The sequence below is a fragment of the Rhodococcus sp. M8 genome, assembly GCF_015654185.1.
Lineage (GTDB): Bacteria > Actinomycetota > Actinomycetes > Mycobacteriales > Mycobacteriaceae > Rhodococcus > Rhodococcus aetherivorans.
The window spans coordinates 3,330,209-3,353,664 of sequence record NZ_CP064065.1; the positions used below are offsets into that span (position 1 = coordinate 3,330,209).

The following is a 23,456-nucleotide window of genomic DNA, read 5'->3' on the forward strand; positions in this document are numbered from 1 at the left end:
AGACACTCCCGCCGGCCCCAGCCCCTCCCATACCCCGCCTCTCTCGTACCCCGCCGAGCCGAACCGTGAACCTCGACCGAAGGAGTTCCCATGAGCAGCCCCACCTCCACCACCACGAGCGTCGTTCTCGAATCCGTCGACTCCAGCCTGTGGATCCGGCTCAACCGGCCCGAGCGCCGCAACGCCTTCGACGCCGAGATGTGCGCTGTCATGGTCGACGCGCTCCACGAGGCCACCGAGTACCGCTCGGTGGTCATCACCGGATCGGGGGGAAGCTTCTGCGCCGGCGGCTCGCTCGGCCAGCTCAGCCAGCCCACCGTCAAGGAATTGCGGGGTCTCTACCGTTCATCGCTCGAACTCTTCGACGCGATCCGCACCTGTCCCCGCCCGGTCGTCGCGGCCGTCAACGGTGCCGCGGCAGGTGGCGGCAACGAACTGGTGGTGGCCTGCGATCTCGCCGTCGCCGCCCGCTCGGCGACATTCGGTCAGACGGGTCCCCGCGTCGGCAGCTCTCCGGTCAGCGGCGCCACGAACGTGATGGGGGTCCAGATCGGCGAGAAGCGCGCCAAGGAACTGTCGCTGCTGTGCCGGCGCTACCCGGCGGAACGCGCCTACGAGATGGGACTGGTGAACGAGGTGGTCGACGACGAGCTTCTCGAGGAATCCGTCCGCTCGCTGTGCCGCGAGTTCGAGGCCCTGAGCCCGCGCTACCTCGAGATCACCAAGGTCAGCTCGAACATCTGGTGGAACTCCGCCCGGGACTCGTTCAGCAACGGGCTCGGCATGCTCGTCCAGGCGATCGGCAGCGCCGACATGATCGAGGGTGCGCAGGCCTTTCTGGAAAAGCGTAAGCCGCAGTTCCCGCCCGCCGAATAGGCACACGTTCGATAATGGTGCACATCAATGTGCACAATCGCGTGCACAATGAGTACAGTGCACAATTCGGATCGTCCGGGGAAGTTGCCCGCCCGATCCGCCGACACGGCGAGCACCCGCTGCGCCGTGACAGCCTCCGCTTCCCGGAAGTCAGGAGGCCACGAGGCTAAGGAGGTTCCGTGGCTGCAATGTCGAGAGGCCCGAAGACATCGCTGGTGGTCGCCCAGCAGATCGTCCGGGATACGGCGCGAAAAGGTCTGCAGCCCGGGGACCTGCTGCCCCCGGAGAAGGCGATGCTCGAGGAGTACCAGATCGGCCGCGGCACCCTCCGTGAGGGACTGCGGCTGCTGGAGTTCCAGGGGATGATCGCCCTCAAGCCGGGGCCCAAGGGCGGTCCCGTCCTCCTCGATCCGGACGCGTCCCATCTGGCGAGCACCATCATCCTGCTGATGCAGCTCCAGAACGCCTCGCTCAGCACGATCGTGGAGGCCCGCACCGCCCTCGAGCCCGTCATCTGCCGCCTGGCCGCCGAGCGGATCAGCGACGAGAACCTGCTCGAGCTCAAGCAGTCCGTCGACCGCATGCAGCAGTCGTTCGACACGGCGGACATCGACACGTTCCTCGAGACGAACAAGCAGTTCCACGACGTCATCGCCTGGTCCACCGGCAACGCGCTCTTCGGCTACCTGACGGACGCGCTGCTGCGGATCACCGGCGGCACGGTGATGGGCGTCGACCACCCCGCCCCGCTGCGGGAGACGACCCTCAAGGCGCACATCCAGATCTACGAGGCGCTGCATTCGCACGACGCGGACCTGTCCGAGGACCGGATGCGCGACCACATCAACGAATACGTCCGGTACGCCGAGCGCAAGTTCCCCGAACTCCTGAGCCAGGTCCTGCCCTGGAACCAGGCGCTCGGCGGCTGAACACCACTGTCGCCGCCGTCCGGCGACACGGACCCCGCGGGCCCGCACCGAGCATCGTCTCGGCGCGGGCCCGCCGTGTTTCCGGGCCGATTCGCGACCGGCGGCCCGGTTCCCGAGGTCCGGCGACCTCCGACGACACCGCTATTGCTTATATCCATGCATATGGTTATGGTGATAGCGATCACATGCATGCATAGCGATCAACACCGTCGAGCCCGTGCCGGCGCCCTACGCCGGCCGCCGCTCGCGCCTTCACCCCCGTTCGTCACGAGGAGAAGCCATGAAGACCATCGGAGCGCTGCTGTGGGAGCCGGGAACCCGGTCCGGTTGGAGCGTCGAGGAAATCGAGATCGATCCCCCGAAGAGCCGGGAGGTGCGGGTCAAGCTCGCCGCCTCCGGCATCTGCCACAGCGACGACCACGTCGACACCGGCGACATCCCCCTCGACTGGGCGCCGATCATCGGCGGGCACGAAGGTGCGGGCGTGATCGAGGAGCTCGGCCCCGACGTCACCGGCTTCGAGGTCGGCGACCACGTCGTCCTGTCCTTCCTGCCGTCCTGTGGCCACTGCAAGATGTGCACCATCGGCCGTTCCAACATGTGCGAGATGGGCGCCGGGGTGCTCGGCGGCTTCGCCCCCGACGGCACCCACCGCGTCCACGCCCGGGGCCAGGGCGTCGGCCCGTTCTCCTACCTCGGCACCTTCTCCCCGTACGTCGTGGTCAACATCGACTCGTGCGTCAAGATCGGCAAGGACATCCCGCTCGACAAGGCCGCACTGATCGGCTGCGGCGTCCCCACCGGCTGGGGCTCGTCCGTCTATGCGGCCGACATCCAGCTCGGGGACACCGTCGTCGTCATCGGCACCGGCGGTGTGGGCATGAACGCGGTCCAGGGCGCCCGGCACAAGGGCGCCAAGAACATCGTCACGATCGACCCCGTCGAGCACAAGCGCGACCAGGCCAAGATCTTCGGTGCCACCCACACCACCGAGAACTTCGAACAGTGCCGAGAGGTCGTCGACCAGCTCACCGAGGGGCAGGGCGCCGACGTCGTCATCATCACCGTCGACATCGCCTACGGGCACCTGCTCAACCCGGCGCAGGAGATGACCCGCCGCGGCGGCACCCTGGTGCTCACCGCCGCCGCTCCCGTCACCCAGCGCGACGTGCCGTTCGACCTGTTCACCTTCGCGATGTCGGGCAAGCGCCTGCAGGGCACCCTGTACGGCACCACGACGGCGCGCCGCGACATCCCGCTCATCGCCGACATGTACCGCCGTGGCGAGTTCAAGCTCGACGAGCTGGTCACCAAGACCTACAAGCTCGAGGACATCAACACCGCGTTCAAGGATCTCCGCGAGGGCAAGAACATTCGCGGCGTCATCATGTACGACGACTAGATCGGCACACGCGATTCCCCGGGAGTGTTCGCGCCCGGCGCACGGGCCGGGACGGGGGTCCACACTCCGTCCCGGCCCGATCCGTGTACCTCCGACAGGAACAGAGCCGATGACTGCCTCGAAACTCGCGGACCTCGATTCCGCCGCCCTGAGCCGCCTCGTCGCCAAGGACGAGATCCGGGACCTGGCCGGACGTTACGCCCTGGCCGTCGACGACCACGACATCGATACCGTGCTGTCGATGTTCACCGAGGACGGTGTCTTCGAGGTCGCCGGCACCGAGCTGCGCGGCCGTGAGCAGATCCGCCCCTTCTACGTCTCCAGCATGGACCGTTACCACACCATGCTGCACACACCCGAGATCCACCTCGTCACGATCGAAGACGACTCGCACGCAAGCGGAATCATGACCGGCCATGCCGAACTCGCGGTCCACGACACCCTGATGATGACCGCGTTCCGGTACCGCGACCGATACGTGCGCCGGGACGGCACCTGGCTTTTCGAAAGACGCGCCGTGTCGTTCATGTACGCGGTACCGTTCGAGTCGATGGGCTCGAGTTTCCGTACCACCAAACGGATTCGGTGGCCCCAGACCCGATACACCGAGGCCGACTATCCGGAGTCGGCTCCCACCTGGAACACCTACCGCTGACGGCGGATCGGGCCCGTCGGCGGCCCCCGAAGGAGCAGCTATGACAGGACGGGTAGCAGGTAAGGTCGCTTTCATCACGGGCGCGGCCCGCGGCCAGGGACGCAGCCATGCGATCCGCCTCGCCGAGGAGGGCGCCGACATCGTCGCTCTCGATGTGGCCGAGGACATCGAGAGCGTCACCCGCTTCTACCCCGGCGCCACCGAGGACGACCTGGCCGAGACGGTGCGCGCCGTGGAGGCACTCGATCGCCGGATCATCGCCCGCAAGGCCGACGTCCGTAACTTCGACGCCGTCAAAGCCGTGGTCGACGAGGGCATCGCCGAGCTCGGCCGGATCGACATCGTCGCCGCCAACGCCGGCATCTTCCTCTTCGGCGACGAGACACACCTGGTGAGCGAACGCGACTGGGACGATGTCCTCGACATTAATCTCAAGGGCGTGTGGCACACGTGCAAGGCCGTCACCCCGCACCTGATCGAACAGGGCACCGGGGGGTCGATCGTCATCACCAGCTCCACCGCCGGCCTGAAGGGCACGCCGAACGTCGCGCCCTATACCGCGAGCAAGCATGCCGTGGTCGGCCTGATGCGCACGCTCGCACTGGAACTGGGTCCGCACGGCATCCGCGTCAACACCGTGCATCCCACCGGCGTCGCCACGGACATGATCCTCAACGAGGCCTGCTTCCGGCTGTTCCTCCCGGACGTCGAACATCCCACCCAGGAACAGGCCGCACCGGTCTTCGCCACCACCAACGTCCTGCCCGTGCCGTGGATCGAGCCGATCGACATCTCCAACGCGGTGTTGTACCTGGCCTCCGACGAGGCCCGGTACGTCACCGGCACCGAACTGAAGGTCGACGCCGGCTACACCCTCCGCTGACCCGGCCGGACGAACGGGAGACCACATGACTGCTCGACTCGACACACCGCGCCTCGATCCCGCCCACCCCGACGCGGTCGCCGAACGCTGGCTCGCGGACTTCGCCGGTGCGCTCCGATCGGGAAACGCCGACGACTACCCGGACGCACTCGCCACCGACGCGTGGTGGCGCGATCTGCTCGCCTTCACCGGCGATCTGCGCAGCCTGCACGGCGAATCGGCGATCCGCCCGCTGCTCACCGGCGCGGCGGATCTCGAGGTCCGCGACGAAGCGCTCGATTCCTCCGTGCCACCGGCGCTGCTGCCGACAGGCGAGGGCCCGCCGGTCGTGCAGCTGCTCTTCCGCCTCACCATCCGGTTCGGACACGTCCGTGGCGTCGCGCGACTGACCCCGGACGACATGGGCCGCTGGCGCGCGACGGCTGTCCTGACGACGCTCGACAGTCTCTCCGGGGCCGAACCGGCTGTGGGAGAACGCCGTCCGAACGGCGCCCCGGAACCCGGTGAACGCGTCACCACCCACTGGGGTGACCGCCGGCTCCTCGCGAGCGAGTGCACCGAACAGGATCCGGAGGTCCTCGTCATCGGCGCCGGACATTCCGGTCTCGGGCTCGCCGCCTACCTCGGGGCGATGAACGTCCACGCGCTCGTCGTCGAGCGCAACGAGCGCGTGGGTGACAACTGGCGCAACCGCTACGACTCGCTGGTGCTGCACGACCCCGTGTGGTCGAACCATCTGCCGATGATGCCGTTCCCACCCACCTGGCCGGTGTTCACACCGAAGGACAAGATGGGCGACTGGCTCGACATCTACGCCCGAGCCCTGGAACTGAACGTGTGGACCCGCACGGAACTCGTGAGCGCCTCGTACGATCCCGCGACGAAGCGGTGGGAGGTGCTGCTCGACCGCGGAGGTGAACGGCGGGTGCTGCGCCCGCAGCACGTGGTCCTGGCCACCGGCCTGAGCGGCACCGAGCCGCTCGTACCGGACATCCCCGGGACCGGAGAATTCGCGGGCGAGCTGCTGCATTCCGGCCGGTACACGACGGACCCACGACGGAGCGGCCGTGATGTCGTCGTCATCGGCACCGGGAACAGCGGCCACGACATCGCCCAGGACCTGTACAACACCGGCGCTCACGTGACCCTCGTCCAGCGGGGTCCGACCTACGTCGTCGGCGGCACCACCGTGGTCGACGTCATGCTGAAACCCGCCTACGGCGAGAACACCGCGCCCACCGAGATCGCCGACCTCGTCGGTGCGTCGTTCGCGCGGCGGGACCAGGGATTCGTCGACGGCCTGCGCACCGCCGTCGCGGCCATGGCCGACATCGATCGCGACCTGCTCGATGCCCTGAGCGCCCGGGGATTCCGTCATCACCTGGGCGACGGCGGGACCGGAGCGATGGACCTCTTCCTCACCCGGAACGGCGGCTACTACATCGACGTCGGAGCGTCCCGGCTCGTCGCCGCCGGGTCGATCGGACTGGTCGCAGGGAAGACCGTGGAACGGTTCGTTCCCGAGGGAGTGGTCATGTCGGACGGCACCGTCGTACCCGCCGACAGCGTTGTGTTCGCCACCGGGTTCCGGGGCATCCTCGACACTGCCCGACGCGTCCTGGGCGACGCCGTCGCCGACCAATGCGGACCGGTCTGGGGTCTCGACGACGAGGGCGAGATCCGGTCGGTGTGGCGACGTTCGGGTCACGACGGATTCTGGTTCAGCGGCGGCAATCTCACCCTCGCCCGCATCTACAACAAGTACCTTGCTCTCCAGATCAAGGCCGACCTGGACGGCATCGACCTGCCGTCCGTTCCCTGACCCTGCACCTCGAGTACATCGGAGACCGACACATGCGCGCCGACGACATCAACGAGATCATCCGCATCACCCATCTCTACGCCCGTGGCCTCGATCGATTCGACCCCAAGGAGGCACTGTCCGCCTTCGCACCCGACGGAGCGTGGGACGCCAGCGCCGTCGGCCTGACCCGGTACGAGGGGCACGAGCAGATCCTCGACTTCTTCGAGCGGGACGCACAGGCAGTGGACAAGCAGTTCCACATCATCACCAACCACGTCATCGACTTCGAGGACGACGACCACGCCACTGGTACGAACTACGTCTTCTCCGAAGCGGAGATGAAGAACGGCGCCGCCATCAAGGCAATCGCGCTCAACGAGGACCGCTACGTCCGCACCGCCGACGGCTGGAAGATCGCCGAGCGGATCATCACCGGCCTCACCACGCCGCAGATGGACGGTTTCGACGCCTGACCGGAGCACGGCAGCGGCACATGCGGCAGGGTGGGGACTTCGCGGTCCCCACCCTGTCGCATGTCTCGGCTCAGATGTCCTTGGTGATCTCGTAGAAGTCGAACGAGACGCCGGCCTGCGCAAAGTTCTCGAGGTCGGCGGCGCCCTGCTGCCCTTCCGGAGACGCCATGTCGGCGAGCATGGCTTCCTTGCTGTCCCAGTCGCACACCGCGACCAGGAAGTGCGGCGGGGTGCTGCCGTCGGGGGTGGAGCACACGCCCCATTCGTAGTTCCGGATCCCCTGCTGCTTCAGCGCGAGCTTGGAGTGCACGTTGCGGTAGTGCTCGAGGAACTTCTCGGGATCCTCGGGGTGGTTGTACGCGGCGACGAGTCGGTACATGTCGACCTCTTTCCATGGTGGATTCGGAGATTTCCGTGTGGAACAGCCCCGCACACGGGGGTGTGGAACAGCCCCGCACACGGGGGTGTGGAACAGCCCCGCACACGGGGGTGTGGAACGGCCCCGCACACGGGGGTGTGGAACGGCCCCGCACACGGGGTGGCGCGACGACGCCCGCCAAATATATCCGCTCTACACCTTTGATTATATCCATTCGCATTGATAGAGTGATACCCGTCACAAACTTTTCCGCGAGCGGACGACCATCCGGCCGCACCGCGCTCCCGCCTGGCTCACCGAAACCGCGAGCCCGGCGGCGACATCGGCACATCCGACCGAATCCCCCAGTCAGAGAGGTCATCCGATGACTGCAACCCCCAACTCCTCAACATCCGCAATCGAGGTCGACGCCGTCGTCGTCGGCGCCGGCTTCGCAGGCCTGTACCTGTTGTGGAAGCTGCGCAGGCACGGTTACACCGCCGTCGCGCTCGACAAGGGCGAGGAGGTCGGCGGCACCTGGCATTGGAACCGCTACCCCGGCGCCCGCTGCGACGTGGACAGCCACGACTACTCGTTCGGATTCGACGAGGAACTCGAGCAGGAGTGGGAGTGGAGCGAGCGCTACCCGTCGCAGCCCGAGCTGCAGGCGTATCTCTCGCACGTCGCCGACCGGTTCGACCTGCGCCGCGACATCCGTCTCGAAACCACCGTCACCGAAGCCCGTTTCGACGAGGGCGAGCAGAAGTGGCACGTTCGCACCGACAAGGGCGACGAGTACGTTTCACGGTTCTGCCTCATGGCCGTCGGCTGCCTGTCGGTCCCCAAGGACGTCGACGTCCCGGGCCTCGACAAGTTCCAGGGGCCGATCTACCGCACCAGCGAGTGGCCGGAGGAGGGAGTGGACTTCACCGGTCTCCGGGTCGCCGCTGTCGGCACCGGATCCTCCGGTGTGCAGGCCATCCCGGAGATCGCCAAGCAGGCCGGCAAGCTGACCGTGCTGCAGCGCACCGCCAACTTCGTCATTCCCGCCCGCAACCACAAGCTCGACCCGGAGTTCGTCGCGAACGTCAAGGCGAACTACCGCGAGCGACGCCGTGCCTGCCGGACCGCCGCCGCCGGCTGCATCCGCGACGACAATCCTAAGGCCGCGTTCGACGTCAGCGACGAGGAGCGGTGGGCCGAGTACGAGAAGCGTTGGCAGGGAGGAGGAATCGCCTTCCTCGGCGCCTTCGCGGACCTGATGGTGGACCAACGGGCGAACGACTCGGTGTGTGACTTCATCCGGGCCAAGATCGACGAGATCGTCGACGACCCGGACGTCGCGGACAGCCTCAAGCCGTTCGGCTACCCGATGGGAGCGAAGCGGCCCGTCGTCGGCACCGACTGGTACGAGACCTTCAATCGCGACAACGTCGAAATGGTCGACCTGCGCAAGAAGCCCCTCGACAGCTTCACCGCACACGGCATGCATCTGGCCGACGGCACCGAGTACGAGTTCGACGCCGTCGTTCTCGCCACCGGATTCGACGCCTTCACCGGCGCGTTCACCCAGATCGACATTCGCGGCCGGGGCGGCCTGCCCTTGCAGAAGGCGTGGCAGGAGGGCCCGAAGACGCACCTCGGCCTGGGCACCGCCGGATTCCCCAACATGTTCATCATCGCCAACGTCGGCAGCCCGTCGGTGCTGTCGAACATGGTGACCGCCATCGAGCAGCACGTCGAGTGGACGGTCGAGACCATGGACCACATGCGCGAGCACGGACTGACCACGATCGAGGCCACCGAGGAAGCGCAGAACGCGTGGGTCGAGACGGTCGAGGAGATCGCGAACATGACCCTGTGGCCGCAGGGCGAGTCCGGGTCGTGGTACCGCGGCGCGAATGTGCCCGGTAAGCCGCAGATCTTCATGCCGTACGCCGGCGGAATCGTGCTCTACGAGCAGACGTGGAATGAGGTCCGGGACGCCGACTTCAAGGGATTCGTCCTGGCCTGATGCGGCGGATCTCGCGCCGGGCGATCGCGACCAGCGATCGCCCGGCGCTTTTCGCTGCGTCGTTCGTGTCGCGCGGGTGGATCTCGCGCCGAGCGGGAGGATCTCGCGCCGAGCGGGAGGATCTCGCGCCGAAACGCGAGAAGCGACGACGACAACCTCCCGCTCGACGCAGCAACCTCCCGCTCATCGCCGACGGACACCACAGCGGGGGTGCGGGCCCGAAGCCCGCACCCCCGCTGTGGTGTCCGTCAGATCAGCTTCGCGAGCGCGAATGCCTGACGGGTGGCGAACACCAGGCGGCGCGGTGCGTAGGCGTCACCGAGGATGTGCACCTCCCGATCGCCCTCTGCGGCCGGGCCGTCCTTGATGCTCTCGTACAGGCCGGCGTCCCCGATGCCACCGCAGGCGAGCACCACCGAGTCGAAGCCGTCGACCTGGTGCGTGCGGCCGGAGTAGACGTTGCGGGTGACCACCCCGGTCGGGGTGATCTCGACGACGTCCTCCATGAACCGGTACTGCACGCCCTTCTCGTCGAGGCGCCCGAGGATCGCACCGACGATGTAGCGGCCGAGCAGCTGGCCCGCGACCTGCGTCGCGTAGACGATGGTGACGTCGTGACCGCGATCGGTGAGGAAGTCGGCGAGCGACAGCGGCGGCATGTGATCGTCCTGCGCGACGATCAGGACCCGCTTGCCGACCGCGGCGTCGCCGTTCAGGACGTCGCGGATGTCGGCGACGTTGTCGCCGTACACGCCCGGGATGTCCGGGATCCGGCGGGTGGAGCCGGTGGCGACCGCCACCACGTCGAATCCGGCGGCCTCGATCTCCGCCTTCGTCGCCGCGTGCCGGTAGTCGATCTTCACGCCCGCCCGCTCGAGCCGGCGCTGCTGCCAGTCCAGGTACTTCTCGAACATGTCGTACGTGGGCGCGTTGATCGCGGTGCGCAGCTGGCCGCCGAGCACGTCGGACGCCTCCCACAACTCCACGTCGTGGCCCTTCTCCCGGGCCAGGGCCGCGAACTCCATGCCCGCCGGGCCGCCACCGACGACGAGCACGCGCCGGGGGTCGGTCACGGTGGGCCACGGCCCGTCGACCTCGTTGCTGGTGACGGGGTTGACCGCGCAGCCGAACGGCAGGCCCTCGACGTAGCGGCGGCTGATGCACTCGTTGCCGCCGACGCAGGGCCGGATCTCGTCGACGCGGCCGGTGCGGACCTTCTCGATGATCGACGGCTCGGCGATGTGCGCGCGGGCCATGCCGACGACGTCGGCGTCGCCGGCCGCGAGGATCCGTTCGGCGACGTCGGGGTGGTTGATGCGGCCCGTGTGCACGACGGGCAGCGACACCGCCCGCTTGAGCTGCCCGGCGAGATCGCTCCACTGGCCGGCCTCGTAGAAGTGCGGCTGGATGTAGGACGGGTTGCCCCACGGGCTGCCCACCACGCCGTGGAAGTAGTCGACGAGGCCGGTGCTCTCGAGGTACTGCGCGATCTCGATGGCCCCGGTGATGTCGTAGCCACCCGGGACCTCCTCGCGCAGGTTCAGCCGGATGCCGATGACCATGGACGATCCGATCACGTCGCGGATGGCCCGCAGCACCTCGACCGGGAACCGGCAACGGTTCTCGATCGAGCCGCCGTACTCGTCGTCGCGCTTGTTGGTCAGCGGCGAGAGGAAGTACTCGAGCAGATCGTCGTGGTTCATGTGGAGTTCGACGCCGTCGAGGCGTGCCTTCTGGGCCTGCTCCGCACAGAACTTGTACTGGCCGACGAAGTAGGCGATCTCGTCCCGGTTCAGCTTGTGCGGAACGTTGTTGATCACCGGAGCGCTCAGGACCGACGACGCACCATGCGGCATGCCGCCCTGGTGGACCATCTGCCCCGTCGCCACCGCGCCCTCGGCGTGCAGGGCATCGGAATACGCCTGTACGCGTTCGACGAAGATCGGCAGGCTGTAGTGGCCCTCGACCGTGGCGCCGACGCCGGTGGGCTCGAACCCCGGGATCACCCCGGTGTTCGGAACCCAGGCGCTGAGGCTGTCGAACCACGCGGCTCCGCCCCTCGCCCGGGACACGTAGTAGGCGAGGTTGCGTTCGGCGTCGGCCTCGGACCCGAAGATGTTGCCGATCGCCGAGGCGTGCGGCGGCAGCACCACGCGGTTGCGCAGTTTCATCGGGCCGATCTGGAACGGCGAGAGCAGGTGGGCGTAGGCGGAGTCCGGATCCGCGGTCATATTGTTCACTCCTTGTTCGGTCGAGGCCCGAGCGAGCCGCCGCGTCCGTCGCCCGGCATCCTGGTCGAGTCGTGACTGACCGCGATGCGAACGGGACGGACTTCCAGGACGACTCGGTTGGGGCTGTCCAGCAGTCGCTGGAAGGCTGCGGGATCGGTCGGAGCATGGCGCTGCGCGAACGCCGCATAGAACCAGCGTTTGGTCTCCGCGTCGGCGTGGACGGTGACGCGGCCGCGGACGGCGAGCATCCGCCTGCCGGGCAGGCCGGTGCCGGCATTCGAGATCACGAGCGTCACGCGGGATTCGCGCATCGCCGCACGTACGTGCGCGCGGTCCTTCGCGGCGGTGAGCCAGAACCGGTCGTCGTGGTGCAGGTAGCTCATCACCACCCCGGCGGGCCACCCGGCCGCCGTACTGAAGGCGAAGGTACATTCGGTCTGCGCCGCAACGAGTTCGGCGATGCCCTCCTCGTCGACCCGCAGTGTACGCAGATCCTCGTTGTCGTCGATTCCGACGGCCATCGTCACATCACTTCACGTACGCGCCGGCGTCCACCGGGAAGGTGACTCCGGTGACGTACCGTGCCTCGTCGCTGCCGAGGAACAGCACCGCGTTGCTGATGTCGATCGATTCGACCCAGGGCACCGGCAGCGTGTTCAGCGACATGAACCCCGGCATCGCCTTCTCCTGCGACGGCTCCGGATCCCCCGGGGAGAACATGCCGTACGTCCCGGGATTCTGGATCATGATGGTGTCGACGTTCGTCGGGTGGATGGTGTTGACCCGGATGCTGTGGGGACCGAGCTCGTTCGCCATGGTCCGCATGAGCCCGACGATGCCGTGCTTGGCGGCGACGTAGTGGGCGACCTGCTGAATGCCCTTGAGGCCGCCGATCGAACTGGTGAACATGATGGACCCACCGCGGCCCTGCTCGATCATCGTGGGGATCGCGACGACCGCGGTGTTGAAGACGCCGGTGAGGTTGACGTCGATCATGTCGCGCCACTGCTCGGCGGTGAGTTCCCACGAGCGGCCGTAGGTGGCGATGCCGGCGTTGGCGACCACGATGTCGACGCCGCCGAGCTGCGCCACCCCGTCGTCGAAGGCGCGCTGCAGCGCCGCGCGGTCCCGGACGTCGGCGCGGTGCGCCACGATCCGCCGGTCGAGGGCCTCGACGAGCCGGACGGTCTCCTTGAGCTCGTCCTCGGTGGCCAGCGGGTAGTACGGGGTCACCGAGTCGATGTTCTCGCAGATGTCGACCGCGATGATGTCGGCGCCCTCCTCGGCGAGCCGCAGCGCGTGGCTGCGACCCTGGCCGCGGGCGGCCCCGGTGATGAACGCGACCTTGCCTTCTACTCGTCCTGCCATGATTGTCGCCCCTCTCGTGGGAAATGGTGTCTAGCGATCGGCGGGGAACCGGACGGTCCCAGTGCCTTCGAGAACGCGCGCTCCGCCGAGGACGTCGAGCGTGAGGTCGCAGCGCACCAGGAGGCCGTCGGCTGTCTCCTCCACGTCGGTCACCACGCCCGCGGCCCGCAGCCTGTCACCCTCGAATACGTTGCCGAGGAATCTGAACCGGTATCCGGTGACCCGGTCCACGCCACCGGCCCAGGAGCCGAGCATGGACACGACGTAGGCGATGTTGCTCGGGCCCTGATTGACCGTGCGGTCGCCGAGGCCCAGCGCGCTCGCCGCCTTCCGATCGAAATGGATCGGGTTCGGGTCCCGCATGAGCGCCGAGAGGGTCTTCATCCGGGCCGGATCCACCGCGTCGATGGTGCGCTCGGGAATCTTCTGTCCGACAGTCGGTTTCATGCGTTCTCTCCTCGCCGCGGGAACACGATCGAGTTGGTGGTGGAGGCGCAGTGCGCGCCGTCCTCGTCGTGCAGGTCGAGACGGTAGCCGACGATGTCGAAGACGCCGGTGCGCCGGCCCACCTTGCGTGTCGCGGAGACGATCTCGCCCGAGACGCGGTAGGTGGCGCCGACGCGCAGCGGCCGGTGCACCACCGTCTCGGTTTCCCCGGCCATCGGGCCGTCGGCCTCGGTGGCCCCGAACACCGCGAACAACTCGTCCCAGCTCCAGCCCATCGCGCCGGTGGCGACGAGGAACACCAGCACCGGGTGCGCACCGCCGTCGGCGGGGTCGGCGAGCATGCTGTCGAGGACGAGGTGCACCCACCACGGCTCGAGCGTGGCCTGGCCGCCGGGGAAGCGGGTGCCGACCAGTTCGGCGAGTTCGGTCTCGGTCGGCACCCGGCGTCCGGTGTCCACGGTCATCGGGCCGCCGTCGCTTCGAGGTACGGCGCCCGCAGGTCCCGCTTCATGATCTTCCCGGTCGGCGCCTTCGGCAGGGCGTCGACGAAGTCGACCGAACGGGGCTTCTGGTAGGAGGCCAGGTTCCGCTTGGCGGTGTCGATGATCTCCTGTTCGGTGGCAGTGTGCCCGGGCTTGAGCACGACGACGGCCTTGACGACCTCGCCCCACTCGTCGTCGGGGATGCCGATGACGGCGCATTCGAGGACTGCGGGATGGGCGCCGATGGCCTCTTCGACCTGGATGCTGTAGATGTTCTCGCCACCGGAGATGATCATGTCCTTGGCCCGGTCGACGATATAGACGTAGTGGTCCTCGTCCCAGACCGCGACGTCGCCGGTCCACATCCAGCCGTCGCGCAGGGTCTGCGCGGTCAGCTCCGGCTTGTTCCAGTAGCCGAGCATGTTGGCCTCGGAGCGGACCACGATCTCGCCGGGGGTCCTGCCGTCCTTGGGGACCTCGTTGCCGTCGAAGTCGACGACCCGGATCGTGGTGCCGAATCCTTCGCGGCCGCAGGACTTCAGCCGGTGCTCGTTGATGCCGTTGACCGCGTCGAGGTGGTCCTCCTGGGACAGGAACGACATCGTCGTGCCCTCGGTCTGGCCGTATCCCTGGATGAGGGTGCACGGGAACGCCTCGAGCGCGCTGCGCACGATCGCGGACGGCATGGGGCCGCCGCCGTACTGGATGTTGCGCAGGCTCGACAGGTCGTAGGAGTCGAAGTTCTCCACGGCCATCATCCAGTTCAGCATCGTGGTGATGCCGAGGAACGCCGAGACCCGTTCCGACTCGATGATCTCGAGCGCCTGCTTGGCCTCGAAATTGACCAGCACGACCGGACATCCGTGCTTCATGTAGTTCATCGAGAGCACCACCGGGATGTGGTACATCTGGCCGGTGAGCATGTAGACGTCGGTCGGAACGACCCGCTCGGCGACGGTCTGGTTGAGCATGCCGGCGGCCGCGCTGGTGTGCGAGTGCAGCGCGCCCTTGGACTCGCCGGTGGTGCCGCCGGTGTAGAGGATGAAGAACGGGTCGTCTCCCCCGACGCTCGGCGTCCAGATCGGTTCGGCCGGACTGGAGCTCGCGAGCAGCTCCTCGTACGTCCCGCTTCCGCCCGGGCCGAACTCGAGCCAGTGGTCGACCGTGGTGGATCGACTCAGTTCCTCTGCCACGGACCGGAACTCGGAGGCGGTGATGAGCACCTTCGGGGTGGCGTCGGCGACGAGCCCGAGCAGGGACGGAGTTGCCAGCCGCCAGTTCAGCGGCTGCAGGATCAGTCCCGCTCGGCCGACGGCGAAGAACAGTTCCTGGAACTCGATGCTGTTCTTGGTCAGCACGGCGACGCGGTCGCCCTTCTCCAGGCCGAGTCCGCGCAGTCCGTTCGCCAGGCGCCGGACGCGCTCGTCGAGGTCGGCGAACGTGATGCGGCGATCGTTGGGGACGTCGTACAACGCCATGCGGTTCGGGGTGAGGGCGGCCCACTTGGCGGGGATGAGGCCCTGGTTCATCGTCATGGGTGTCTCCGGATGCGGGAGGGTTCAGTACGGGAGGTCGAGGGCGATGTGCCGCTTGGTGAGCACCCAGTCGCCGCCGCTCCGGGTCCACTCGTCCTCGTACTTGCCCGTGGACAACACCTTCAGCGCACCGTTCTCCGCGGAGGTGATGAGCAGGTAGGACACCGTGCGGACGTTCTTCTCGTCGATCTCGTCGATCAGCAGATTGGTGGTGATGTGCCGCCGCTGGTCGGTCTGCGACTCGTGCGCGCCGCGGAACAGGCCCATGATCTCCTCGCGGCCGTTCAGCGGCCCGATGAGGTCGCCGTCGCCGATCTTCATGGTGAACACGGCGGTTTCGCCGAAGACGCGCTCGACGCCGTCCATGTCGCCGTCGTCGTAGGCGAGCGCGTAGCGGGCGAGGGCGTTTTCGATTTCGTTCCTGAGCGACATTACGACTACTCCTGCCGAGGGGAGGGAAGGAAGGGAGGTGTGATGGCAGTCACTTTATACTAATCATGCGCATTGTCTAGGGGTACGAGGACCCCAGTTTCCGCGCCGAGGGACGGCGATCGACCCTATTCGAACATCGGGCTAATCGGACACAGTCCAGGTGTCGTGCCCGGTCAACAAGGACTGCAGGGAGTCTCGGCGGTCGAGACCGCCGGTGCGGGCGCTCTCGTTCTGCTCCCGCACCAGGTCGTCGTACGTCGGACGGGCAACGCTGCGGAACACGCCGAACACGGTGTGTTCGAGGTCCTGGTCAGACAGCCGCGACAGCGCGAAGGCGTACTCCGGATCGTCGGCGTGCGCATCGTGCACCACGATCGCACCCGGGTCGGCCGTCGCCGTGTCCACCACGCGCAGTCCGAATCCGTCACGGACGACGCACTTCTGGCCCTCGGCGCCGAACACGATCGGCTCACCGTGGCGCAGCGGGATCACCCGCTGCTCGGCGTCCTCCTTGCGCAACACGTCGAAGGAGCCGTCGTTGAAGATCGGGCAGTCCTGATAGATCTCGACGAACGAGGTGCCCCGGTGCTCGGCTGCGCGGCGCAGCACGTCGGTCAGACCCTTGCGGTCGGAGTCGAGCGCTCGGCCCGCGAAGGTGGCCTCGGCACCGAGAGCGAGGGACAGCGTGTTGAACGGGTGGTCCACCGAACCCATCGGCGTGGACTTGGTGATCTTCCCGACCTCGGACGTGGGCGAGTACTGCCCCTTCGTCAGGCCGTAGATCCGGTTGTTGAACAACAGGATCGTGAGGTTCACGTTGCGGCGCAGCGCATGGATCAGGTGGTTTCCGCCGATCGAGAGGGCATCGCCGTCACCGGTGACCACCCACACCGACAGGTCGGGCCGGGTGACGGCCAGACCGGTCGCGATCGCCGGCGCACGGCCGTGGATGGAGTGCAGGCCGTAGGTCTCGAGGTAGTACGGGAACCGGCTCGAACAGCCGATGCCCGAGACGAACATCAGGTTCTCGCGCCGCAGGCCGAGTTCGGGCAGGAAGTTGCGGATCGCGGCCAGAATGACGTAGTCACCGCAGCCCGGGCACCAGCGCACCTCCTGGTCGCTCGTGAAGTCCTTGGCCTTCTGCGGGGTGTCGGTCGTCGGGACGAGCGCGGTGGCACTCAAGCCGAGATCGGTGCCCACGCGGCTGATCAACTCGGTCATGCCGATTCCTCCTCGCGGTCCGGCTCCGGACGGTACTCGGCCGCAGCCAGCGCGGCGGTGGTCTTGGCGTGTTCCAGCTCGCGCAGGGTGCCGGCGAGCGCGGCATCGATCGCGTCGACGATCTCGTCGGCGAGGAAGGCCAGGCCCTGAACCTTGGTCACCGGCTGGACGTCGACAAGGTAGCGCGCCCGCAGCACGCTCGTCAGCTGTCCCAGGTTCATCTCGGGCGCGATCACCGTGCGGTACCGGCCGAGCACCTCACCGAGGTTGCGCGGCAACGGGTTCAGGTGCCGCAGGTGCAGGTGAGCGACCGCGGTGCCGCGACGCCGGGCCCGGCGGCACGCCTCGCCGATCGGCCCGTAGGAACTGCCCCATCCCACGATCAGCAGTTCCGTCTGCCCCGACGGATCGTCGACCTCGGCGTCCGGGACCGAGATCCCGTCGATCTTCGCCTGGCGCAGGCGCACCATCAGATCGTGGTTGGCCGGGTCGTAGGAGATGTTGCCGCTGCCGTTCGCCTTCTCGAGGCCACCGATCCGGTGCTCGAGGCCGGGCGTTCCGGGGATCGCCACGGTGCGGGCCAGGGTTTCGCGGTCCCGGGCGTAGGGGCGCAGGGGCGCACCACCGGCGTCCGGGCCCGTCTCGTAGCCCGGCTCGATCGGGGCGAGCTCGTCGACCCGCGGGATCTGCCAGGGTTCCGAGCCGTTGGCGATGGCGCCGTCGGACAGCAGCAGCACCGGGGTCCGGTAGGTCAGGGCGATGTGGGCCGCCTCGACCGCGGTGGCGAAGCAGTCGGCCGGCGAGCGCGGCGCGAGCACCGCGACCGGCGACTCGCCGTTGCGCCCGTACAGCGCCTGCAGCAGGTCGGATTGCTCGGTCTTGGTCGGCAGGCCCGTCGACGGTCCGCCGCGCTGCACGTCGATCACCACGAGGGGGATTTCGGTCATCACGGCCAGGCCGATGGCCTCGCTCTTGAGGGCCAGGCCCGGACCGGAGGTGCTGGTGACGCCCAGGGCGCCGCCGATGGAGGCCCCGACCGCCGCACCGATGGCGGCGATCTCGTCTTCCGCCTGGAAGGTGGTCACGCCGAGGCTGCGGTGCTTGGTCAGCTCGTGCAGGATGTCGGAGGCGGGAGTGATCGGATACGTCCCGAGGAACACCTCGAGCCCGGACAGCTCACCGGCGGCCACCAGGCCGTAGGCCAGGGCGGTGTTACCGGTGATCTGCCGGTACGTACCGGGCGGCAGGTCCGCCTTGGCCACCTCGAACGTCGTCGCGAACGTCTCCGTGGTCTCGCCGTAGTTCCACCCGGCGTGGAATGCGAGCAGGTTGCCCTGGGCGACCTGCGGCTTCTTGGCGAACTTGGTGCGCAGGAACTCCTCGATCCGCCCGACCGGCCGGTTGTACATCCACGACAGCAGCCCGAGCGCGAACATGTTCTTCGCGCGTTCCCCGTCCTTGCGGCTCAGGCCGGCCGGCTCGACCGCCCCGACCGACAGGCTCGACATCGGCACCTGGTGGATCACGAACTCGTCGAGGCTGCCGTCCTCGAGCGGGTTGGCGGCGTAGCCGACCTTGGACAGGTTGCGCTTGGTGAACTCGTCGGTGTTGACGATGACGGTGCCGCCGCGCGGCAGGTCGCCGATGTTCGCCTTCAGCGCCGCCGGGTTCATCGCGACGAGGACGTCCGGGCGATCACCCGCGGTGAGGATGTCGTGGTCCGCGATCTGGATCTGGAACGACGACACCCCGGGCAGCGTGCCCTGCGGCGCCCGGATCTCGGCGGGGAAGTTCGGCTGCGTCGCGAGGTCGTTGCCGAACGCGGCCGCTTCGGAGGTGAACCGGTCGCCGGTCAGCTGCATGCCGTCGCCCGAGTCGCCCGCGAAGCGGATGACGACTCGCTCCAGCTTGGTGGTGTTCGCGTCCGTTGTCATGGGTTCCTGCCTCTGGTCCGCATTCTGCCCCTAGTGGGCTTCCTTCACGAGTTGCTTGGCCAGGGAATCGAAGATCACCTCGGTCGAGCCCTCGTAGATCCGCATGGGACGGGCCTCCCGGTAGAGGCGCTCGAGCTTCCCGCCGCGCACGAGCCCGAAGCGGCCCATGATCTGGACCGAGCGGTCGACGACGCGGGCGGCCGCCTCGGTGGCGCCGACCTTCGCCATCGACGACAGGTGCAGATTGGCGCGTGCGTCGCGGGCCGACGCGGCGGCTGCGCGGTAGGTCAGCGAGCGCGCCATCTCGATGTCGGTCCAGCAGGAGGCGAGGTGCTCGGGCACCGATCCGAGACGCGCGAGGCTGACGCCGAAGCCCTCCCGGGTCTTGGCGTGGGCGACCGCCTCGTCCAGCGCGGCCTGGGCCACGCCGACGGCGGCGCCGGCCACGGACACGCGGAACGTGGCGAGGGTGGCGAGGACGAGCCCGAAGCCCTTACCCGGTTCCCCGATGCGGTTGCCGACCGGTACCTCGACGTTCTCGAGGATGACGTCGCTGAGCACGTGGGGCGCGATGATCTGGTGCGGGCGCTCGATGCGCAGGCCCGGCGCGTCGGCCGGGACCAGCACGAGGGAGTATCCGTCGCCCTCGCGGGCGAGGATGCTGTAGAAGTCCGCGTCGCCGCCGTTGGTGATGAAGGACTTGTGCCCGTCGACGATCAGCTTGCCGTCGCGCTCGACGACGGTGGTGCTGAGCGCCTTGAGGTCGGAGCCGACGTGCGGCTCCGTCAGGCCGAGCGCGGCCACGGCCTCGAGCCGCGCCACCTTGGGCAGCCACTCCGCCTTGAGTTCCTCGGAGCCGCCGACGCTGATGCAGTAGCTGCCGATGCCCTGCATGCCGAACATGGAGTCGAGGTGGGCCGACTCGGCGGCGAGGGCCTCGCGCACGATGGTCACCGCGAGCGAATCGACCTTCTCGAAGCGACCACCGTAGGCAGCCGGCACGACGACCTCGGTGAGCCGGGACGCGGTCAGCCGCTTGCGGACGTCCGGATCGAAGCTGTCCGCCTCGTCGGCGCGCGCGGCGATGTCGGCGCACTCGGCCGCGAGGTCCCGGGCTTCCCGCTGGAGGTCGAGGTACCGCTGCGGCAGGGCGAACAGGTCCTGCTGGTCGTCACTCACCTTGTACTCCGTTCTGGCGATGCGTCCGATCCACCGGGTGCGACACGGCGGTGTGACTCGGCGCGGTCTCGGCCATTGTCGTGAACTGGATCACTATCCGCTAATCTATGATCACAATAGCAAGGAATTGGATACCGTCAACCAGGACCAGTGGAGGAACTCGATGACCGATTCAACGACCGGCCGGGCCCGCCCGGGTTTCGACCCCGCGCGCGCGTTCGATCTGACCGACCGCACGGCGATCGTCACCGGCGGCAGCCGCGGCCTCGGCCGCGCCATGGCGTTCGGGCTGGCTCGCGCCGGCTGCGACGTCGTCATCGCCAGCCGTGACCTGGCCTCCTGCCAGGCCACCGCCGACGAGATCACCGAGGAGACGGGACGCAAGACGCTTGCGCATTCGTTCCACGTCGGCAGATGGGAGTCGATCGAGGAACTCGTCGAGGCGGCCTACGGCCACTTCGGGAAGATCGACGTGCTGATCAACAACGCCGGCATGTCCCCGCTGTACGACAGCCTCGACACCGTCAGCGAAACGCTGTTCGACAAGGTGATCGGGGTGAACCTCAAGGGCCCGTTCCGGCTCGCGGCACTCGTCGGAACCCGCATGGCGCAGGGCGACGGTGGATCCATTATCAACATTTCCAGCGCCGGGTCCGTCCACCCCAGGCCGGACATCCTGCCCTACGCCGCCGCCAAGGCCGGACTCAACGCCATTACGATCGGTATGGCACACGCGTTCGGTCCCACGGTGCGCAGCAACGCGATCATGGCCGGCACCTTCCTCACGGACGTGAGCAACTCCTGGGACATGGAGGCGTTCTCCCAGCGGGCGCAGCGCTTCGCCGCCAAGCGCGGCGGACAGCCCGACGAGATCGTCGGCGCCGCCCTCTACCTCGCGAGCGACGCCTCGAGTTTCACGACCGGCTCCATCGTCACCGTCGACGGCGGCCACCCCTGATCCACCCGGAAGGACACGACATGACCACCGCCACCACCGCCGTCACGCAGCAGCGCTTCCAGCTCGCCTACGGCGACTGCGACGCCGTCGGGATCTCGTACTTCGCCATCAACTACCCGTGGATGGAACGCACGTACAGCGTCTGGCTGCACTCGTTCGGCCTCGACAGCCACACGTTGCTCGACACCGTCGGCGTCTACACCGTGGGCCTGAAATCGGAGTGCCAATACATCACCAGCTGCGAGGTGTTCGACGAGCTGACCTGCACGGTCGTCCTCGACCACCTCGGCACCACCTCGTACGCGCTGGGATTCGACTTCGAGCGCGGCGACGAACTCGTCGCCCACGGCAAGATCACGTTCGCCGTGCGCGGCGCGGACGGGAAGAAGGCGCAGATTCCGGAGCGACTGCTCGCCGCCCTCCGCACGCTGGAGCCGCCGAGAACAACGGAACAGTAGTTTCCCGCGCGCGAAGGGGCGTCCACTCAACCGAGTGGACGCCCCTTCGGCATCCTGGGAGTTCGCGAAATCCGTTGACACCCACAAAATTCCGTATACAGTCGTCAGCATTGGTGATCTGGATCACTGCGACTCCGGTCCCGAACCGTCCGCGGAGGCGCTCTCGACGCAACTTCCGCTCGACCGTCCCCGTCACATCCCCGACGCCGCGCGAGCATTGGCGGCGGCTTTCCTCGGGACGACCCGTCGACCGGCGCGGGAGCAGCCCGCCCCGGAATCACGAAAGCGAATGGACATGGGAACCAACGAAAAGAAGGTCGTACAGAACTGGCTCGCCGCCGTCCGCGGCGATTCGGAGGGGGTGGGAGACGCGTTCACCCGCTACTTCCATCCCGATGCCACCTGGACCCTCATCGGATCCACTCCCATCTCGGGCACCTACAAGGGTCTCGAGTCCATCCAGAACGACTTTCTCGGCGCGAACTTCCGCGGCGAGGAGCGCGAAGGCCCGTCCGTGCAGGGCCTGAGCCAGGAGTACGGCATCAAGCCACTCGAGGTCGAGGACGTCCTCTCGCTGGAGGACGGGCGCGTCGTCGTATTCTGCCGCTCGGATGGCATGGGCCGCAACGGGGTTCCGTACAAGAACCAGTACTGCTGGATCGTCACCGTCCGCGACGACAAGATCGCGGCCATGCTCGAGTTCTGCGACACCGCCCTGATCGAGCAGGCGCAGTTCGACAAGATGATCGTCCCCCGGGGTACCACCACACCCGTCTACGAACACTGATCCGCCACATTTCCCTCGACGCAAGGAGCAATCATGGCCAAGCAGGGACGACTCACCCGGGAGAAATTCGGCTACACGATGCCGGTGGACGAGCCGCTCTACCCGAAGCCGCCCGTCTACTATCGCGACATGGAGACCATCACGGTCGCCTACGAGACCGACGAGAACGCCGCGCTCGACCTCCTTCCGGAGGCAGCGGGTTTCGAACTCACTCTCCCCGCAACCGTCCGCATCGTCATCGCCAAGATGCCGTTCACCACGTTCGGTGCGTACGAGGAGGCTTACCAGTTCCTCGACTGCACGTGGGAGGGCGAGCCGTGCATCTATCCCGTCCGCATCCTGCTCAACCAGGAGTCGGCACTCGCCGCCGGCCGTGAGATCTGGGGCAACCCCAAGAAGTTCGGCCACATCGAGTGGCAGCAGGAAAGCGAGGTCATGCAGGGAATCGTGGAACGTCCCAAGGGAAGCCGCATCTGCACCGTACAGATGAAGCCGGAGCGTCCGGTCGACCTCGAGCCCTACGACATGAAGCCGATGGGCCTCCGGGTCATCCCGAATCCCGAGGGTGGGGACCCGTCGCTCGCGGATCTGGTGCTCAACTCCTGCCGTGTGACCCCGAAGCAAGCATGGTCCGGGCGCGGCTCGATCTCGTTCGGTGTGGAATCCGAACTCGATCCATGGCACACCCCTGCCGATCAAACGGATCACAGACGCCCTCTACGTCCGCTCGGACATGGACGTCGCGCCGACAGCGAAGGTCGTCAAACGGTTCTTCTAACCCGCTGCGGGTCCAGCATGTGCAGCCGACTCGGATCGGACGACGAGTACGACGCGGCGCTCGCCGACTACCGCCGGCGTGGCAGCACCCTCGAGCTGGACGGCAGATTCGGTGCGGGCGCCCACTCCTCACGAGTGGGCGCCCGTTCCCGTCGAGAACTCGTTTCACCAATATGCGTTGACATCATTCGAATCGTATTTATAGTTATCAGCACCTAGTGATCCGGATCACTGTCCACCTCCGGCCCCAGAC

Annotated in this window: 23 protein-coding genes; 12 read left to right on the forward strand and 11 right to left on the reverse strand. The window is 67.5% G+C overall.

Features of this window, described 5'->3' with window-relative positions:
* Positions 1-90: 90 nt before the first annotated feature.
* The 7 genes from ISO16_RS15025 (at position 91) to ISO16_RS15055 (ending at position 7,022) form a co-directional block, all read left to right on the forward strand.
* A complete protein-coding gene (locus ISO16_RS15025) occupies positions 91-876 on the forward strand; it encodes an enoyl-CoA hydratase/isomerase family protein (RefSeq protein ID WP_006934075.1) in 786 nt (261 codons plus the stop codon).
* Positions 877-1,064: 188 nt separating this feature from the next.
* On the forward strand, positions 1,065-1,805 hold the full coding sequence (locus ISO16_RS15030; RefSeq protein WP_029546538.1) for a FadR/GntR family transcriptional regulator: 741 nt from the start codon (positions 1,065-1,067) through the stop codon (positions 1,803-1,805).
* A 280-nt stretch (positions 1,806-2,085) separates the two neighbouring features.
* Positions 2,086-3,207 (forward strand): NDMA-dependent alcohol dehydrogenase, encoded by a 1,122-nt coding sequence (locus ISO16_RS15035; protein ID WP_072636511.1) that lies wholly within the window; start codon positions 2,086-2,088, stop codon positions 3,205-3,207.
* A gap of 109 nt (positions 3,208-3,316) precedes the next feature.
* Positions 3,317-3,862: an SgcJ/EcaC family oxidoreductase gene (locus ISO16_RS15040; RefSeq protein ID WP_006934081.1), complete on the forward strand. Its 546-nt coding sequence runs from the start codon at positions 3,317-3,319 to the stop codon at positions 3,860-3,862.
* Between the two features lie 40 nt (positions 3,863-3,902).
* Positions 3,903-4,745, forward strand: coding sequence for a mycofactocin-coupled SDR family oxidoreductase (locus ISO16_RS15045; RefSeq protein WP_029546539.1), 843 nt, complete (start codon positions 3,903-3,905; stop codon positions 4,743-4,745).
* 25 nt (positions 4,746-4,770) lie between these two features.
* A complete protein-coding gene (locus ISO16_RS15050) occupies positions 4,771-6,567 on the forward strand; it encodes a flavin-containing monooxygenase (RefSeq protein WP_072636512.1) in 1,797 nt (598 codons plus the stop codon).
* A gap of 32 nt (positions 6,568-6,599) precedes the next feature.
* Positions 6,600-7,022: a nuclear transport factor 2 family protein gene (locus tag ISO16_RS15055; protein WP_006934087.1), complete on the forward strand. Its 423-nt coding sequence runs from the start codon at positions 6,600-6,602 to the stop codon at positions 7,020-7,022.
* A 70-nt stretch (positions 7,023-7,092) separates the two neighbouring features.
* Here the strand turns inward: ISO16_RS15055 and ISO16_RS15060 are convergent, their stop codons facing one another.
* The gene (locus ISO16_RS15060) at positions 7,093-7,401 is read right to left on the reverse strand and encodes an EthD family reductase (RefSeq protein ID WP_006934089.1); all 309 of its coding nucleotides are present in this window, start codon (positions 7,399-7,401) and stop codon (positions 7,093-7,095) included.
* Positions 7,402-7,765: 364 nt separating this feature from the next.
* On the opposite strand from ISO16_RS15060, the gene ISO16_RS15065 reads away from it, so the two are divergent.
* Positions 7,766-9,394: a flavin-containing monooxygenase gene (locus ISO16_RS15065; RefSeq protein ID WP_072636513.1), complete on the forward strand. Its 1,629-nt coding sequence runs from the start codon at positions 7,766-7,768 to the stop codon at positions 9,392-9,394.
* A gap of 248 nt (positions 9,395-9,642) precedes the next feature.
* Here the strand turns inward: ISO16_RS15065 and ISO16_RS15070 are convergent, their stop codons facing one another.
* The 10 genes from ISO16_RS15070 to ISO16_RS15115 all read right to left on the reverse strand — a co-directional run bounded on the left by ISO16_RS15070 (position 9,643) and on the right by ISO16_RS15115 (position 20,223).
* Positions 9,643-11,625, reverse strand: coding sequence for an oxidoreductase (locus ISO16_RS15070; protein ID WP_072636514.1), 1,983 nt, complete (start codon positions 11,623-11,625; stop codon positions 9,643-9,645).
* Positions 11,626-11,630: 5 nt separating this feature from the next.
* Positions 11,631-12,146 carry a pyridoxamine 5'-phosphate oxidase family protein gene (locus ISO16_RS15075; RefSeq protein ID WP_006934096.1) on the reverse strand — a complete coding sequence of 172 codons (516 nt, stop codon included), beginning with the start codon at positions 12,144-12,146 and terminating at the stop codon, positions 11,631-11,633.
* Between the two features lie 7 nt (positions 12,147-12,153).
* Positions 12,154-12,993, reverse strand: a complete 840-nt coding sequence (locus tag ISO16_RS15080) for a mycofactocin-coupled SDR family oxidoreductase (RefSeq protein WP_006934097.1) — start codon at positions 12,991-12,993, stop codon at positions 12,154-12,156.
* 30 nt (positions 12,994-13,023) lie between these two features.
* Complete coding sequence (locus ISO16_RS15085) at positions 13,024-13,440, reverse strand: MaoC family dehydratase (protein ID WP_006934099.1); 417 nt, start codon at positions 13,438-13,440, stop codon at positions 13,024-13,026.
* The gene (locus ISO16_RS15090) at positions 13,437-13,904 is read right to left on the reverse strand and encodes a hypothetical protein (RefSeq protein ID WP_043802042.1); all 468 of its coding nucleotides are present in this window, start codon (positions 13,902-13,904) and stop codon (positions 13,437-13,439) included. Before ISO16_RS15090 ends, ISO16_RS15085 begins: the two co-directional genes overlap by 4 nt.
* Complete coding sequence (locus ISO16_RS15095; protein WP_029546543.1) at positions 13,901-15,457, reverse strand: AMP-binding protein; 1,557 nt, start codon at positions 15,455-15,457, stop codon at positions 13,901-13,903. Before ISO16_RS15095 ends, ISO16_RS15090 begins: the two co-directional genes overlap by 4 nt.
* Before the next feature lie 24 nt (positions 15,458-15,481).
* The gene (locus tag ISO16_RS15100) at positions 15,482-15,889 is read right to left on the reverse strand and encodes a nuclear transport factor 2 family protein (protein ID WP_006934104.1); all 408 of its coding nucleotides are present in this window, start codon (positions 15,887-15,889) and stop codon (positions 15,482-15,484) included.
* Positions 15,890-16,030: 141 nt separating this feature from the next.
* A complete protein-coding gene (locus ISO16_RS15105; RefSeq protein WP_072636515.1) occupies positions 16,031-17,110 on the reverse strand; it encodes a 2-oxoacid:ferredoxin oxidoreductase subunit beta in 1,080 nt (359 codons plus the stop codon).
* Positions 17,107-19,044, reverse strand: a complete 1,938-nt coding sequence (locus tag ISO16_RS15110) for a 2-oxoacid:acceptor oxidoreductase subunit alpha (protein ID WP_072636516.1) — start codon at positions 19,042-19,044, stop codon at positions 17,107-17,109. The genes ISO16_RS15105 and ISO16_RS15110 overlap by 4 nt, the downstream gene beginning before the upstream one ends.
* A 30-nt stretch (positions 19,045-19,074) precedes the next feature.
* On the reverse strand, positions 19,075-20,223 hold the full coding sequence (locus tag ISO16_RS15115; RefSeq protein ID WP_006934114.1) for an acyl-CoA dehydrogenase family protein: 1,149 nt from the start codon (positions 20,221-20,223) through the stop codon (positions 19,075-19,077).
* Positions 20,224-20,386: 163 nt separating this feature from the next.
* Between ISO16_RS15115 and ISO16_RS15120 the strand changes: the two genes are divergently transcribed.
* From ISO16_RS15120 to ISO16_RS15135, 4 genes are all read left to right on the forward strand, one after another.
* Positions 20,387-21,181 carry an SDR family NAD(P)-dependent oxidoreductase gene (locus ISO16_RS15120; RefSeq protein ID WP_072636517.1) on the forward strand — a complete coding sequence of 265 codons (795 nt, stop codon included), beginning with the start codon at positions 20,387-20,389 and terminating at the stop codon, positions 21,179-21,181.
* 20 nt (positions 21,182-21,201) lie between these two features.
* Positions 21,202-21,639 (forward strand): acyl-CoA thioesterase, encoded by a 438-nt coding sequence (locus ISO16_RS15125; protein WP_072636518.1) that lies wholly within the window; start codon positions 21,202-21,204, stop codon positions 21,637-21,639.
* Between the two features lie 295 nt (positions 21,640-21,934).
* Entirely contained in the window at positions 21,935-22,426 is a 492-nt protein-coding gene (locus tag ISO16_RS15130; protein ID WP_144415056.1) for a nuclear transport factor 2 family protein, read from the forward strand.
* A gap of 33 nt (positions 22,427-22,459) precedes the next feature.
* Positions 22,460-23,422 carry an acetoacetate decarboxylase family protein gene (locus tag ISO16_RS15135; RefSeq protein WP_072636519.1) on the forward strand — a complete coding sequence of 321 codons (963 nt, stop codon included), beginning with the start codon at positions 22,460-22,462 and terminating at the stop codon, positions 23,420-23,422.
* The last annotated feature ends 34 nt before the right edge of the window (positions 23,423-23,456 follow it).